This is a genomic window from Tenacibaculum aiptasiae (assembly GCF_965221665.1).
Classification (GTDB): Bacteria; Bacteroidota; Bacteroidia; order Flavobacteriales; family Flavobacteriaceae; genus Polaribacter; species Polaribacter aiptasiae.
This window is the reverse complement of the sequence record NZ_CBDCSN010000002.1, coordinates 85,079-98,642: the sequence shown is the minus strand read 5'-3', so window position 1 is coordinate 98,642 and position 13,564 is coordinate 85,079. Positions and strand designations below refer to the sequence as shown.

Genomic DNA, 13,564 nt, shown 5'->3' with positions numbered 1-13,564 from the left:
AAACAAATAAAAATGAATAAAAAAGAGTTAGCTAATAAATACTTAGAGTATCTTGAAAATGGAGATATTGAAAAGGTAATTGGTTTGTTTAATGAAAATGGAATAGTCGATTCACCTATTTATGGAGTAAAAAAGGCAAGTCAATTTTATCATGAATTGAAAAATGACACTTCAATTTCTAAATTATATCTTAAAGGAATATTTGAACAAAATGATTCAAATGATTTAGCTCTGTATTTTACTTATGAATGGACTTTAAAAAATAATAAGAAAGTAGAGTTTGATGTTGTTGATATTATTGAATTAGATTCTGAAAATAAAATATCTAAGTTGAAAATAATATACGATACAGTTATAGCAAGAAGACTAGTTGAAGAATTAAAATAGTTCAACTAGTTAATGAAAAAGTAAGCAATGAGGGAAATAGTTGTTCTATTTTACTTGAGTTAATCAAATTATTAGTTTCTCTTAAAGTAATAAGAAGCTTGTTTTCTCAAGAAAATTTTAGTGTTTAAATCAATCAGGGAATTGAATTAAAATATTTACCATCTCATTGCTTTATAATGTGTTTGTACAGTTCTTTAAAGTAATATTGTTTAAATGAATGAAAAAAGAGAATATGAAATAAGAAAAATTCAAAAGTGCAAGGGAGAAATGTAAATACGATTCTCAATATGAAATAAAAAGGAGCACGGTTAAATGCTCCTATGTTAATTAATGTTTTAGGTTTAATTAATTCAAATTCATTTAATTAGTTGTGGTTTTTGATTGAAACTTACAAATATTTTATAAAAATAAAGCCTAAATGATTTTTCATTTAGGCTTTATTAATATTTTTTAATTAACTAGCTATTTATTTTTATACCAATAAGCAGTTCTACCAAAAGCGGCAAAGCCTATATATCCACGAATTTTTAGCTTATTCTTATTTTCTAACTTTATATAGCATTTATATTCCTTACCATTTTTAGGGTCTAAAATTTTTCCACCAGACCATTCATCACCATCTTTTTTTAATCCAGTTAAAATGTTCATTCCTAAAATAGGAGCGTTTTTACGTTTGCCTTTACATTTGTCACATACGGCTTCTTGTCTATCTTTATCGGTAATCTCTATAATTTTAGCATAGGCTTTTCCGTTTTTTTCATAAATTTCAATTACAGAATCTACTTTGTTGGTTTTTTCGTCAATATTTTGCCATTTACCAAAGATAGATTGAGAAAAAATTGAAGTACTAAAAGCGATACATAAAAAGGTAAAAATTATTTTTTTCATTTTTTATAAGTTTTATAGAGAGAAAATTTCAAAAATTATTCCAATTAATCGTATTGAGCATCAAAATTGCTATCCCATTTTTGTTGAACTCGCAATACTTGTTCTATCACATCTCGAGCGCAACCATTTCCACCAGTTTTATCAGAAATATATTTAGATACTTGTTGGATTTCTCTAACAGCATCATTAGGGCAACAAGGCATACCTACCAATTTCATTACAGGGAAATCTGGAATATCATCACCCATGTATAACACATTTTCTGTGTTTAAATTGTATTTTTCAACTAATTCATTGAATTGTTTTGTTTTATCATGTGCTCCTAAATAAATATCACTAATGCCTAAATTAGCCAAACGAGTACGTACTCCCTCATTTTTACCTCCAGAAATAATGCAAACTCTATAACCAGCTTTAACAGCAGCTTTTAAGGCATAACCATCTTTAATATTCATTTGACGTACTAATTGTCCATCAGGAAAAACTGTAACAATACCATTGGTTAATACTCCATCTACATCAAAAATAAATGTATCTATTTGAGGTAATATTTCTTTATAACTTTTCTCCATTGTTTTGGATTGATTTTGTAATTAATTTATAAATTTCTTGTTGTTCAGTATTTAACAATTCTAAGTGATTTTGAATTGTATCTTGATCGTTTCTTTTGGCAGGACCAGTTTGTGCTTTTTCAGGCGATAGTTCAATAATTTTTTTTGAAGTTTCTTGAATTAAAGGAAGTAAAACTTCAAAAGGAACTTTATACTCTGTACAAATATCAGAACCAATTTTATACATATGATTGGTAAAGTTGTTTACAAAAACCGCTGCTACGTGTAATCTTTTTCTTTGTTCTGAATTTATAGCATATATTTTTTTTCCTATGGCTGAAGCTAATTGTTCAAGTATTGGAAAATCTTTTTCATTAGATGTTTCCAAACAAAATGGTATCGTAGAAAAGTCTACTTCTTTTTCTTTTGAAAAACTTTGAAGCGGGTAAAACACACCAGATCGAGCATGCTTTTTTAGTAAGTCTAAAGGAGCTGAACCCGAAGTATGTACTACCAACTGATTATTTGTTGTTAATTCAGAAGAAACTTTTGCAATCGCATCGTCAGTAACAGCTATAATATAAACATCAGCTTCATTAAGTAAGTCTAAAGAATTCGTTATAGAAGTTTGATGTTTAAAATCGATAACTTGTTCTATAGAACGCGCATATATTTGCGTTAACTCTACATTAGAAGCTTTTAAAAAAGCTTTGGCTAAATGTGTTGCTACATTGCCTCCTCCAAGAATACATACACGAATCATAATAGCGAAGATATATATTTTTATGGAAGAGAAATTACTTAAAAATATTTTTTGCATATTTGTAGTATTATGATTGTTTAAGTTTTTTACTTCAGACTTGTCGTATATAACGACCCCAATTTCATCCTTAATACTTTAAGGAGTATTTTTCATATCAAAAAAAATAATGATGACAGAGAACAATCAAACAACCAAACAAAATATATTCTCACTTTTTAAAGATGCCGTTTTCGGAAAACAACAAGATTTTACACAAGGAAGTATCAATAAGGCTATTTTCATGTTGGCAATTCCTATGATTCTTGAAATGATGATGGAGTCAATTTTTGCTTTAGTAGATATCATTTTTGTATCAAGAGTTAGTGTAAATGCCGTAGCAACAGTAGGACTTACAGAGTCTGTATTAACTTTAGTATACGCAGTAGCTATCGGATTAAGTATGGCTGCAACTGCATTGGTAGCAAGAAGAACAGGAGAAAAGGATAGTGAAGGAGCAAATCAAACAGCTGTTCAGGTAATATTTTTAGGAATAGCGATTTCTATAGCAATTAGTTTTGTAGGAATACTGTATCCAAAGGAAATATTAGGATTAATGGGGGGAGAACCAGCCTTAATAGAAGAAGGGTATCGATATACACAAATAATATTAGGGGGAAACATTACTGTAATGTTACTTTTTTTAATCAATGCAATTTTTAGAGGCGCAGGAAATGCTTCTATTGCTATGTGGACATTGATTTTATCTAATGGATTGAATATTATTTTAGATCCTATTTTTATTTTCGGACTAGGTCCTATACCAGCTTATGGTGTAGAGGGTGCAGCAATTGCTACTACAACAGGTAGAGGAGTAGCAGTGGTAGCACAATTATTAATACTGTTTTTTGGAGCAGGAAAAGTAAAATTAGCATTAAAAGACTTAGTACTCAGAACTTCAGTAATGATTAATTTAGTAAAAACATCATTAGGAGGAATAGGACAATTCATTATAGGTACATCGAGCTGGGTGTTTTTAATGTGGATAATGGCAAAATTTGGAAGTGAAGTTTTAGCAGGGTATACCATTGCTATATGTATAATGATGTTTACATTAATGCCTGCCTGGGGAATGAGTAATGCAGCAGCAACGTTAGTAGGACAAAATTTAGGAGCAAAACAGCCTGATAGGGCAGAAAAATCAGTATGGATTACTAGTAGATTATGTGCTTATTTTATGGGAGCAGTATCTCTTATTTATATCCTTTTTGCACCTACTTTTCTAAGTTGGTTTTCAGATAGTACAGTAGTTATAGAAAATGGAGCTTTATGTTTACAAATCATGGCAGCTGGTTATATAGCTTATGCTTATGGAATGGTTATAATACAATCGTTTAATGGATCTGGAGATACGAAAACACCAACATTAATCAATTTTATATGTTTTTGGATGTTCCAATTGCCTTTAGCATATATATCAGCTATTGTTTTAGATTTTGGACCTAAAGGAGTGTTTTGGTCAATAACATTGGCTGAGGTACTAATTGCAGTAATAGGTATTTGGTTATTTAGAAAAGGAAAATGGAAAACAGTTCAGGTGTAAAAGGAGTTTTATACTTTAGTTAAACTTGTTTATAGAAAGAATAGAAAATTTATAAATCAATTGTTATAGTAGGTAACAATTAAGAAAAGAATATAGAATAAATGAAACTAGATATATTGGCATTTGGAGCACATCCAGATGATGTAGAGTTAGGTTGTGCAGCAACCATAGCAAAAGAAGTCTCTTTAGGAAAAAAAGTAGGAATTGTAGATTTAACAAGAGGAGAATTAGGTACTAGAGGATCTGCTGAATTACGAGATATAGAAGCGACTAAGGCTGCCGAGATTTTAGGAGTATCTGTAAGAGAAAACTTAGGTTTTGCTGATGGTTTTTTTAAGAATGATAAAGAGCATCAGTTAGAAGTTATAAAGATGATACGTAAGTACAAACCAGAAATAGTATTATGTAATGCTATTGATGATCGTCATATTGATCACCCAAAAGGAAGTAAGTTAGTATCTGATGCGTGTTTTTTAAGCGGATTGTTAAAAATAGAAACTGAACTCGATGGAACGTCTCAAGAAAAATGGAGGCCAAAGCAAGTGTATCATTATATTCAATGGAAAAATATTGAGCCAGACTTTGTAATTGATGTATCAGGTTTCATGGATAAAAAGATAAAATCGGTATTAGCATACTCATCTCAGTTCTTTGATCCGAAAAGTAATGAGCCAGAAACACCAATAACAAGCAAAAATTTTACAGAAAGTGTAGAATATAGAGCAAAAGATTTAGGAAGATTGATTGGAGTCGATTTTGCAGAAGGTTATACCTCAGAACGTTACGTGGCGGTAGAAAATTTAAGTAAATTAATTTAAAAAAAAGTTTTGCAGATATGAGAAACTGTCTTATATTTGCACCCGCAAGTCACATGGTGGTTGTAGCTCAGTTGGTTAGAGCATCGGTTTGTGGTGCCGAGGGTCGTGGGTTCGAATCCCATCATCCACCCAAAAGCTTTCTCGTTTAGAGAAAGCTTTTTTTATTTTAAAATACTAGATAAGATAAAAGTAAATGAAAAAATAAAGCTTCTCGATTATTTTCGAGAAGCTTTATAGTTTTTGCGCCATTCTTCATATTTATCTCTATGCTTAAAACGCTTATGAGACCATAAATAGAATTCGGGTTGGTCTTTAATGTTCTTTTCAGTAATCTTTAAATATTTATCAGTAATTTGATAGTTGTCAAATTCTTTAGGATTTTCAGTGATAAGCTCAAAATGAGTTTCAAAGTATCCTCTTTTTATTTTTTTTGCTACGTAATTAACAACTACAAAATCGTATTTTTTAGCTAACATTTCTGCTCCAGTATGAATAGGTACTTTAACCCCCATAAATTCGGTCCAGTAATGGGTTTTGTGTACTTGTGGAGATTGGTCACTTAACAGTATGTATAAGCTTTGGATTTTATTCATATAGTCTTTGTGGATCCCTTTAACCGTTTCTGAAGTTTTAAAACCAGTGATGCCAAATTTCATTCGAGATTCTTTTACTTTTTTCTCAAAATATTTATTTCCTAATTTAGTATATGCCCCGGCAACATTAATGTTAAGAACAAGGGGTAGGTTAATAGACCATTCCCAATTAGCTTGATGTGCGCCAACTAAAGCAATGCTTTTTCCTTTCGCTGCAATTTCATTTATCAGTTCGGGATTTTTGTATTTGTAACGTTTCAATATCTCTTTTTCACTAATAGTAAAAGCTTTTACACTCTCAAAAATTAAATCGACAAAGTGTCTGAAGAATTTTTTAGATATTTTTTTTACTTCAGAATCATTCTTTTCTGGAAAAGCCATTTTAATGTTTGCTTCAACAACTTTTTTTCTATAACCAACTAGGTAGTATAGAATAAGAAAGAAGATATCTGAGAAGAAATATAAAATTCTCATTGGTAGTCTTGAAATCAACCAAACTATAGGGTAAACAATAGAAAATAGTAGTAATTGCATGTTTTAAATTTAAAACGCAAATATCGCATTAAAATATCAATCTACTACTTTATTAACTTTTGATTATGTTTGTTGATATTTAAAGAAAGTTATGAGTCAGATAGTATTAGTATTGATAGTTGCCAATGTTTTAGTTTCCTATAAAGGATTTAACGATCTTCTTTTTTTTGATCGCTATAAATTTCAAGTTCAGAAAATTCTAAATGGAGAAAAAGTAAGGATGTTAACTTCTGGCTTTTTGCATGCAGATTGGGTGCATTTAGGGTTTAATATGTATGCTTTGTATCTTTTTGGAGGCTTAGTAATCGGTAATTTTTCTACAATAAATTTTGCATTAATTTATTTGGGTAGTTTATTGTTAGGAAGTATGTATTCTTTATATCAGCATAAACACGAGTTTTATTATAGTGCAGTAGGTGCGTCTGGAGCTGTTTCTGGTATTATGTTTTCTGCAATTATGTTGTATCCTAGTAAAACATATCGTTTTATATTTTTTCCTTTTATAGACTTTCCGGCTTATGCGTTAGGAATAGGTTATTTAGTGTATTCAATTTATGGGATGAAGAAACAGTTGGGGAATATTGGTCACTCAGCGCATTTAGGTGGGGCTATAGGAGGTTATGTTTTAACATTGTTTTTGAAACCTAGTGTTGTTAGTAACAATCCAATAATGATTGGGGTAATGGGGCTAATTATTTTAGTGATGTTTTTGTTTGGAGATAAGCTAAAGTTAAATGAATAAAAAAACCAAAACATTTGTTTCGGTTTTTTTGAGCGAGAGACCGGGTTCGAACCGGCGACATTCAGCTTGGAAGGCTGACGCTCTACCAACTGAGCTACTCTCGCATTGATAAAGACTTTTTGACAATTACTTGTCGTATTTTAATTTGAGCGAGAGACCGGGTTCGAACCGGCGACATTCAGCTTGGAAGGCTGACGCTCTACCAACTGAGCTACTCTCGCATAGGTAAAGACTTTTTGACAATTACTTGTCATATTTTAATTTGAGCGAGAGACCGGGTTCGAACCGGCGACATTCAGCTTGGAAGGCTGACGCTCTACCAACTGAGCTACTCTCGCATTAGGTAAAGACTTTTAACAATTTCTTGTTGTTCTTTAACTTTTAATAACAATTAAATTACTTGTTGTTAAAAGCGGTTGCAAATATAGTATAGTTTCTATTATTTACAATGAAAAAAAAGAAAAAATTAATAGAATTTTTGATCTTCTCTCATAACTTTCAGAAAATGAAAGCCATAGATTTCAAAACCTTCGTTGTAGTAAAATTTATGAGACTTTCTGTTACCTGTGTAAGTATTTAGTTCTATTACTTCACAGCCTTTAGATTTTGTATATTCATAAATCCAGTTAAAGAATTGTTTACCAATATTTTTTCCTCGGTAGGTTTCGTCAATAATAACATGATCAGGCTCAACACTTTTACCAGAGTAATGTCTTAAACTATACCAAAGTCCAGAAATTCCAATTAATTTATCTTCGTCAAAAACTCCAACACATTCATAAGTATCATATTTAATCATTTCTGAAACACGTTTTTCTAAAATATCATGTGGAGTAGTTGTGTTTACTTTTTTTAGAAGTGGAAGAATCGATAAGATGTCTTTTTTATCTATAGCTTTAAAGCTTAAATTCATAAGTAGTTAATTTTATGTAAAGATAAAAAAAGGCTTGTATAAAAGGTGTTAAAAAAAGAAAAGAGGTTATCATTTACAGACACCTCTTTTCTAAGATAATATTAAATTCTTGATAAAGTAATTTGTTGTTACATTATTAATTTCATTGTATTAAACAGGTAAATTTTTATAAACCCTAAAAAAAAAGAGTTATTTAAATGAAATAACTCTTTTAATTGCTTTAGCATTTGATATTTAATGTTATGTCTAAATTTGCTGATTATCCAAAAGTATCTTTAAAGAACAGTTTTAGACATAAAATAAATAAAGAAATATCGTAAATAATGAGTAGCTAAATAATAGTGTTTATTCTCTACATCCTTCTCTAGCCATACAATGATCAAAAGCATCAAAATCTTCAGGATGTTTTAAGTTACAACGAGTATAGGCTCCATGACAATCGTAAAAATGATTTGGGTCAGTGTTACCACCAAAGAGTGTTTTTTGAATAGATTTTGTAATTAATGAAATGTTTTCTAAGTCTAAGATTGAATTAGTCATAATACAGTTTTTTAATTATTTTGAAGGTTTACTGTATTGTAAAAGTAACAACAAATAATTATGAACAAAAAGGAATTGGACTAGTTATTTTATAAAAATAATTTATAGAAAAAAATCTTTTGATAGTATATATATACTTAAAATATAGTTAGAAATTAACTACTGTATATACTAGGATAATAAGAAAGCTAGAGCTTATTATTTATTTAATAAAAAGTTTAAGATAATAAGGGTAAATCCAAAAGTAAACTTAAGTAAGTACAAGAATAATTTAATGATAAAAACCATAGCGTAAAATATTTACAACAAAGTTAACTATAAAGTTATTGAGATAAAAATTTATAAACACTATTATGATATAATTATGAATTAAATGATTTTAAAATCTTTAGAGTTCTTAATAAGATTATCGTAATACTCTTTGTTAACTGTGATTGGAACTTCTAAGTGAGAAAGTTTTATCTTAAAAAAGTATCCATCGGTTTTTAATAATTGTACGGTTATTGGAGTTGTTTTTTTCATAATATTTATTGTTTGTGTTTTCAAAAATACTTGTGAAAAAGAGGAGTTAAGAAAAATTTTAGATTAGGTGATAAAAGGCTAAGATGAATTGCGAAAAATAAACGATAAAGTAAAATTTTAATCGATGAACTGCTTTGTTGAATAAAAAAGTATCGATTTATATGTATGTAAGTTATTATTTTAAAAAATAAAATAGTAACTTACTGGTAGCAATTATAAAGGGAATATAATAATAAGTATATGGGGAAAATAAAATGGAAACTACGAAATGTAGTATTGTCCGGTTTGTTGTTTTTTTTATGTTTTAATCTTTTAGGACAAAGGAAAGAAGTTAAAATAACAGCTAAAAAAATAACGGACAATATTTATATGCTACAAGGACAAGGGGGGAACATTGGTTTATTTGTAGGTAATAAGAGTGTTTTTATGATTGATGATCAATTTGCACCATTAACCAATAAAATTTTAGCCAAGGTTAAAGAAATATCCGACAAACCAATTAAATATTTAGTGAATACACATTGGCATGGAGATCATACTGGTGGGAATGAAAATATGAGAAAACATGATGTTTTGATTTTTTCACAAGAAAATGTTCGAAAAAGAATGAGTACTGATCAAAAAGTAAGAGGAAGGCTAAAAAAAGCTTCACCCAAGGAAGCTTTACCAGTGATAACTTATACTAACGATATGAATTTTCATATAGATGGTGAAGATATACTGGTTTCGCATGTGCATAATGCACATACCGATGGAGACTCTCATATTTATTTTTTGAATAGTAATGTTATTCATATGGGAGACACCTATTTTCAGGGAAAATTTCCTTTTATTGATTTAGATAGTGGAGGAAGTATTAATGGGTATATCGCTTCTATAGATAAAGTGTTATTAATGTCTAATGATAAAACGGTTATTATACCGGGGCATAGAGGTTTATCAACCAAAGAAGAGCTTAAAGTGTATAGAAAAATGCTGATAACTTTAAGGGACAGGGTTCAAAAAAATATAGAAAAAGGGAAAACATTAACAGAGGTTTCTAATGATGAAGATATAACAAAGGAGTATAAGGAAGAATATGGAGGGTGGTTTATATCAGCAAAAGAAATGAGAGAAACTATTTATAAGAGTTTAAAACAATGATTGAAGTTAAAAAAATAATAGCAGGAGAAACTTCTAAAATAAGGTTAGAGGTTTTACGTAAAGGAATAGATTTACCATATAAGTTTAAGGAAGATTTAGAAGATGATACATTCCATTTAGGAGTTTTTTATAAAGAGAAGTTGGTAACTATAGCAACATTTATAAAAAATAATTTAAAAGAATTAGAGGGAGAGCATTATCAATTAAGGGGAATGGCAACTTTACCTGAAGTTAGAGGAAAGGGCTTTGGAAAAATAATAATTGAAGAGGCTGTAAAAGTTTTAAAAACACAGAATATAAAATATTTGTGGTGTAATGCTCGTAAAGAAGTAACAATGTTTTATGAAAAATTAAAGTTCATAAAGGTAGGAGAGGAGTTTATGGTAGAAAAAGTAGGGCCACATTTTAAGATGTATACTAAAGTATAAAAACAAATATTCAAACCTTTTGAGTTTAAATTCAAAAGGTTTGAATGTTTTGAAATAAAGCTTAAAAGTTGGTTTTAAAAAAAAAAGCTATAATTTGTATGTAACTTTTAATAGTAAAATTCTAGTAAAATAAAGAGGTGTTTAATGGATTGTTCTGGTTGTTCTTAAAATTTTAATGCTTATAATGTTATAGCTTAAAAACTAAGAGAGTTTTACCTAACAATTTATTTTTTTAATTGTTTATATGTCTTTTTCCTTTTTTTATAATAATCTTTATCTAAACCAATATCTAACCACTTTTGATAAGTTTTTTTATTGTAGTTTTCTAATGTGATTAGTTTTCCTTTTTTAGGCGATGCTATTAAATATTTTTTATTAGCATTATTTATTTTACTAGCAAAAAAATAAAAACCACCTCTTTTAACTTCTAAAATTAATCCGGGTAATCCATCATAACCGGCAGGGCCAAAAGGCAAAGGGATGTCAGGAGTATACCAAGCAGTAATGTAGAATTTTACATTTTCTTTTTTTAAATTATTGTATTCAGTATAAATCGCAGTAGCTTTATAACATAGATATTTATCTATCATTTTTTTTTCTTTAGATAAAGTCCACTCGTATTGATTAATAGGATAAGTGATTCTAAACTTTTCTCCATCTCTTGTTTCTACTTGTCTTAATTTTATTTTGTCTTTTAAGTTTTTATAATAAATACCTTTACCTCCACCAAGAGCTATAAATCTCCTGTTCATATTATCGTCCATTTTCATGCTTTCATTGTGTTTGAATAATGAAGCTTTATTATTAACAATTAAAGAATAGATCAAGTCTTTTAAAACTCTAGGTTTTTTTTCTGTTTTCTTTTTAAGTCCTTTTACATAAGTAACTTCTATGTTTAGATTTTGAGATTGTAAAGGGATTGAAATTATTAAAGAAGTAATGATAAATAGTTTTTTCATAGGCTTTCCTTTTTTAGATCTATACCAGTTTTGTTTTTAAATCTTTTAAATAATTCCTCTTCTGTAATTTCTTCTCCTTTAGGTTTTTTTATAGTTAAGTTTTGGTGGTTTTTTATCTTTTTAGCAACTATTGTATTGCCATTTAAATCTAGTCTTAATATTAAACCAGGAAGCCCATCATATCCTAGCGGACCAAATGGTATAGGGATTTTAGGGGAAAACCATGCAACAATTGGTTTATGGCGTTTAACTTCTGGTAAATTTTTATCTAATTGTAAAATGGCTTTATAACAATTGTATTTACCTATCATTTTTTTTTCACTACTTATTTTCCAAATAAAATTTTTCGATTTTAATTTTATAAGTTTTTTTTCATCAAACAAATCGACAACTCTTATGTTTTCTTCTTTTTTAAGGTTTTTGAAATAGATAGATTCTCCTCCAACTCTTCTAACAAAAAAAGCATTTAGATTTTCAATTTTATTATCTATGATAGGTAATAAGTAAAACTCAGATTTGTTTGCATTACATTTTAAAAGATAATTAATGCCTTTTAGGAATTTTGGAGAATTGGACTTTGTAATTCTTTTATCAGTCAATGCTTGTTGATATGTTACTTCAATGTTTTGTGCATTAATAGATAGTGTAATTATTAATATGAAAGCTAATAACCTCATTCTTTCTAATTTTTAAAAGGTTATATCTGTTTCAGATATAACCTTATGTTTTAATTTTAAATAAAAACAGGGTCAAGCATTTCACTTCCATTGGCATTGGAAGCTTCACAGGCTCCAAGATAATAACTGTAAGTAGCTAGATATTCGTAGTGATTCCAGCCTCCCCAAAATCCTCCGACCCATTCTTTTTCAGTTTCGGTAGCATCTGAAGCCTATTCTTCACAATCTTGTGTTAAATAATAATTAGAGAAAGAAGGAATTGAAAAAGTTAATGTTAAAATTAACAGTAAGAACATTTTTCTCATGATATAAAACTGTTTAAAAAATAATGACTACTCTTTTAAGGTTTTTCATCTTCCACCTTGTTATTTGTTAAGACAAATAATTTTAATAGTTAAATAGAGTGTGGAAGTATTTTTAAACAGAAATTTCAGGACGAAATTTTCAGGGAGCAATTTTTAAATACACCACTAAATTAAGTGGTTTTTTTTGAAAAAACAAAATTTTAAAGTTTTTTAAGTTTGAGGTTATTGTGTTTTAAGTGGTTGTTTTTTGAGTGTTTTGTGTTGGGGTTTAAGGATTGGTGAGTGTGAATAATTATTTGTGGTGAATCAACAAAATAGCTTGGCTAAGTAATAATTTTATAAAAGATTGTGTACGTTTTAATGAGGTAACTTATAGAGGAAAAGATGCCTTGTTTGGAATGGAATTTACCTTCGACTTAAAAACCAAAGAACCACTTTCTATTGTTGCTGATGATTGGGAGGATATCACGCAAGTTTGTTGATTTTAAGATATAGGGTAAATCCTTACCTATTGCAAGGGAAATCCGTAAAAATTAGAGGGTTATCTTTAATATATTTGTTTTAAAAAGTATGACAACAAACTTATATATTAAAGCTTTAGAAATTGGTTATGAATCAGGTGATGATGGGATTTCATTTAATGATATCTTAACTAAGTTAAAGAGTTTAAAATATTCTTTAGATGAAGGATTATTTAGGAGCTGGTTTTATAGAAACTTTGATCATAAAGAAAGATATAGGGTAATTAATAATCCAGGTGCTGGGGTTAGTCCAGTAAATGATAGTAAAAACTTTAGATTAAGCTCAGAATCTTTATTTCAGTATATTGAATATGTAGAACTAAAAGAAGCAAGAATAAATTCAATTTCAGCAAAGAGGCATTCCTATTTAGCTATAGGAATATCATTAATAAGTGTTATCCTTCCCTTAATTTTGTTTTTTGCTAATGGTACTCAGAAAGTATCTATTGAAGGATTTTCAAAGGAAATTGAATATGTAATTTTAGATAATAATCGAGAAGTTTTAAATACTAATAAATTACTTCAAAAAGTGTTAGTGTCACAAGATAGTTTGTTGAGTAAAGTTGAGAATATTGTTTTATCTAATAATGATGAAAAAGTATTAATCATTGAGAGGTTAAAAGAAATTAATTCAAACCTAGATTTTATATTATATAAAGTTAAAGCTGTTAAAAAATAGGTTGTTTTTATTAGAGATGGAA

At 28.8% G+C, this 13,564-nt stretch carries 16 protein-coding genes and 4 tRNA genes; 8 read left to right on the top strand and 12 right to left on the bottom strand.

What is annotated here, in order from left to right:
- The first annotated feature begins 12 nt into the window (after positions 1-12).
- Positions 13-387: a nuclear transport factor 2 family protein gene (locus ACOQN8_RS00670; RefSeq protein ID WP_420551226.1), complete on the top strand. Its 375-nt coding sequence runs from the start codon at positions 13-15 to the stop codon at positions 385-387.
- 462 nt (positions 388-849) lie between these two features.
- On the opposite strand, the gene ACOQN8_RS00665 is transcribed toward ACOQN8_RS00670, so the two are convergent.
- The 3 genes from ACOQN8_RS00665 to ACOQN8_RS00655 are packed head-to-tail and all read right to left on the bottom strand — an operon-like array spanning position 850 to position 2,646.
- A complete protein-coding gene (locus ACOQN8_RS00665; protein WP_150899776.1) occupies positions 850-1,275 on the bottom strand; it encodes a DUF2147 domain-containing protein in 426 nt (141 codons plus the stop codon).
- 44 nt (positions 1,276-1,319) lie between these two features.
- Entirely contained in the window at positions 1,320-1,847 is a 528-nt protein-coding gene (locus ACOQN8_RS00660; protein WP_150899777.1) for a KdsC family phosphatase, read from the bottom strand.
- Entirely contained in the window at positions 1,831-2,646 is an 816-nt protein-coding gene (locus ACOQN8_RS00655) for a Rossmann-like and DUF2520 domain-containing protein (protein ID WP_420551225.1), read from the bottom strand. Before ACOQN8_RS00655 ends, ACOQN8_RS00660 begins: the two co-directional genes overlap by 17 nt.
- A gap of 112 nt (positions 2,647-2,758) precedes the next feature.
- On the opposite strand from ACOQN8_RS00655, the gene ACOQN8_RS00650 reads away from it, so the two are divergent.
- The 3 genes from ACOQN8_RS00650 (at position 2,759) to ACOQN8_RS00640 (ending at position 5,116) form a co-directional block, all read left to right on the top strand.
- Positions 2,759-4,168, top strand: coding sequence for an MATE family efflux transporter (locus ACOQN8_RS00650; protein ID WP_420552796.1), 1,410 nt, complete (start codon positions 2,759-2,761; stop codon positions 4,166-4,168).
- Positions 4,169-4,269: 101 nt separating this feature from the next.
- The gene (gene bshB1 / locus ACOQN8_RS00645) at positions 4,270-4,986 is read left to right on the top strand and encodes a bacillithiol biosynthesis deacetylase BshB1 (RefSeq protein ID WP_420551224.1); all 717 of its coding nucleotides are present in this window, start codon (positions 4,270-4,272) and stop codon (positions 4,984-4,986) included.
- Positions 4,987-5,042: 56 nt separating this feature from the next.
- Positions 5,043-5,116, top strand: a tRNA-His gene (locus ACOQN8_RS00640).
- A gap of 85 nt (positions 5,117-5,201) precedes the next feature.
- On the opposite strand, the gene ACOQN8_RS00635 is transcribed toward ACOQN8_RS00640, so the two are convergent.
- Entirely contained in the window at positions 5,202-6,113 is a 912-nt protein-coding gene (locus ACOQN8_RS00635) for a lysophospholipid acyltransferase family protein (protein WP_150899781.1), read from the bottom strand.
- Positions 6,114-6,204: 91 nt separating this feature from the next.
- On the opposite strand from ACOQN8_RS00635, the gene ACOQN8_RS00630 reads away from it, so the two are divergent.
- Complete coding sequence (locus tag ACOQN8_RS00630) at positions 6,205-6,855, top strand: rhomboid family intramembrane serine protease (RefSeq protein ID WP_420551223.1); 651 nt, start codon at positions 6,205-6,207, stop codon at positions 6,853-6,855.
- Positions 6,856-6,886: 31 nt separating this feature from the next.
- Here ACOQN8_RS00630 and ACOQN8_RS00625 read toward each other — a convergent pair.
- The 6 genes from ACOQN8_RS00625 to ACOQN8_RS00600 form a co-directional block, all read right to left on the bottom strand.
- Positions 6,887-6,959: transfer RNA gene (locus tag ACOQN8_RS00625), tRNA-Gly, on the bottom strand.
- Positions 6,960-7,003: 44 nt separating this feature from the next.
- Positions 7,004-7,076, bottom strand: a tRNA-Gly gene (locus tag ACOQN8_RS00620).
- A gap of 44 nt (positions 7,077-7,120) precedes the next feature.
- Positions 7,121-7,193: transfer RNA gene (locus ACOQN8_RS00615), tRNA-Gly, on the bottom strand.
- Between the two features lie 128 nt (positions 7,194-7,321).
- Positions 7,322-7,768, bottom strand: a complete 447-nt coding sequence (locus ACOQN8_RS00610) for a GNAT family N-acetyltransferase (RefSeq protein ID WP_420551222.1) — start codon at positions 7,766-7,768, stop codon at positions 7,322-7,324.
- Between the two features lie 345 nt (positions 7,769-8,113).
- A complete protein-coding gene (locus tag ACOQN8_RS00605) occupies positions 8,114-8,308 on the bottom strand; it encodes a hypothetical protein (protein WP_272151862.1) in 195 nt (64 codons plus the stop codon).
- 369 nt (positions 8,309-8,677) lie between these two features.
- A complete protein-coding gene (locus tag ACOQN8_RS00600) occupies positions 8,678-8,830 on the bottom strand; it encodes a hypothetical protein (protein WP_175578698.1) in 153 nt (50 codons plus the stop codon).
- Positions 8,831-9,070: 240 nt separating this feature from the next.
- Between ACOQN8_RS00600 and ACOQN8_RS00595 the strand changes: the two genes are divergently transcribed.
- Positions 9,071-9,973, top strand: a complete 903-nt coding sequence (locus tag ACOQN8_RS00595) for an MBL fold metallo-hydrolase (protein ID WP_420551221.1) — start codon at positions 9,071-9,073, stop codon at positions 9,971-9,973.
- On the top strand, positions 9,970-10,401 hold the full coding sequence (locus tag ACOQN8_RS00590; RefSeq protein WP_150899787.1) for a GNAT family N-acetyltransferase: 432 nt from the start codon (positions 9,970-9,972) through the stop codon (positions 10,399-10,401). Before ACOQN8_RS00595 ends, ACOQN8_RS00590 begins: the two co-directional genes overlap by 4 nt.
- A 224-nt stretch (positions 10,402-10,625) precedes the next feature.
- Here the strand turns inward: ACOQN8_RS00590 and ACOQN8_RS00585 are convergent, their stop codons facing one another.
- Positions 10,626-11,360, bottom strand: a complete 735-nt coding sequence (locus tag ACOQN8_RS00585; protein WP_420551220.1) for a GLPGLI family protein — start codon at positions 11,358-11,360, stop codon at positions 10,626-10,628.
- Positions 11,357-12,037 (bottom strand): GLPGLI family protein, encoded by a 681-nt coding sequence (locus ACOQN8_RS00580; RefSeq protein ID WP_420551219.1) that lies wholly within the window; start codon positions 12,035-12,037, stop codon positions 11,357-11,359. Before ACOQN8_RS00580 ends, ACOQN8_RS00585 begins: the two co-directional genes overlap by 4 nt.
- Before the next feature lie 875 nt (positions 12,038-12,912).
- On the opposite strand from ACOQN8_RS00580, the gene ACOQN8_RS00575 reads away from it, so the two are divergent.
- Complete coding sequence (locus ACOQN8_RS00575; RefSeq protein ID WP_420551218.1) at positions 12,913-13,542, top strand: hypothetical protein; 630 nt, start codon at positions 12,913-12,915, stop codon at positions 13,540-13,542.
- Positions 13,543-13,564 lie beyond the last annotated feature (22 nt).

What these genes read in the sequence shown, in the direction of transcription:
- ACOQN8_RS00635 (WP_150899781.1), bottom strand. Translation starts at nt 6,113, where the DNA reads ATGCAATTACTACTATTTTCTATTGTTTACCCTATAGTTTGGTTGATT.
- bshB1 (WP_420551224.1), top strand. Translation starts at nt 4,270, where the DNA reads ATGAAACTAGATATATTGGCATTTGGAGCACATCCAGATGATGTAGAG.
- ACOQN8_RS00590 (WP_150899787.1), top strand. Translation starts at nt 9,970, where the DNA reads ATGATTGAAGTTAAAAAAATAATAGCAGGAGAAACTTCTAAAATAAGG.
- ACOQN8_RS00605 (WP_272151862.1), bottom strand. Translation starts at nt 8,308, where the DNA reads ATGACTAATTCAATCTTAGACTTAGAAAACATTTCATTAATTACAAAA.
- ACOQN8_RS00665 (WP_150899776.1), bottom strand. Translation starts at nt 1,275, where the DNA reads ATGAAAAAAATAATTTTTACCTTTTTATGTATCGCTTTTAGTACTTCA.
- ACOQN8_RS00670 (WP_420551226.1), top strand. Translation starts at nt 13, where the DNA reads ATGAATAAAAAAGAGTTAGCTAATAAATACTTAGAGTATCTTGAAAAT.
- ACOQN8_RS00600 (WP_175578698.1), bottom strand. Translation starts at nt 8,830, where the DNA reads ATGAAAAAAACAACTCCAATAACCGTACAATTATTAAAAACCGATGGA.
- ACOQN8_RS00575 (WP_420551218.1), top strand. Translation starts at nt 12,913, where the DNA reads ATGACAACAAACTTATATATTAAAGCTTTAGAAATTGGTTATGAATCA.
- ACOQN8_RS00630 (WP_420551223.1), top strand. Translation starts at nt 6,205, where the DNA reads ATGAGTCAGATAGTATTAGTATTGATAGTTGCCAATGTTTTAGTTTCC.
- ACOQN8_RS00585 (WP_420551220.1), bottom strand. Translation starts at nt 11,360, where the DNA reads ATGAAAAAACTATTTATCATTACTTCTTTAATAATTTCAATCCCTTTA.
- ACOQN8_RS00650 (WP_420552796.1), top strand. Translation starts at nt 2,759, where the DNA reads ATGACAGAGAACAATCAAACAACCAAACAAAATATATTCTCACTTTTT.
- ACOQN8_RS00655 (WP_420551225.1), bottom strand. Translation starts at nt 2,646, where the DNA reads ATGCAAAAAATATTTTTAAGTAATTTCTCTTCCATAAAAATATATATC.
- ACOQN8_RS00595 (WP_420551221.1), top strand. Translation starts at nt 9,071, where the DNA reads ATGGGGAAAATAAAATGGAAACTACGAAATGTAGTATTGTCCGGTTTG.
- ACOQN8_RS00580 (WP_420551219.1), bottom strand. Translation starts at nt 12,037, where the DNA reads ATGAGGTTATTAGCTTTCATATTAATAATTACACTATCTATTAATGCA.
- ACOQN8_RS00610 (WP_420551222.1), bottom strand. Translation starts at nt 7,768, where the DNA reads ATGAATTTAAGCTTTAAAGCTATAGATAAAAAAGACATCTTATCGATT.
- ACOQN8_RS00660 (WP_150899777.1), bottom strand. Translation starts at nt 1,847, where the DNA reads ATGGAGAAAAGTTATAAAGAAATATTACCTCAAATAGATACATTTATT.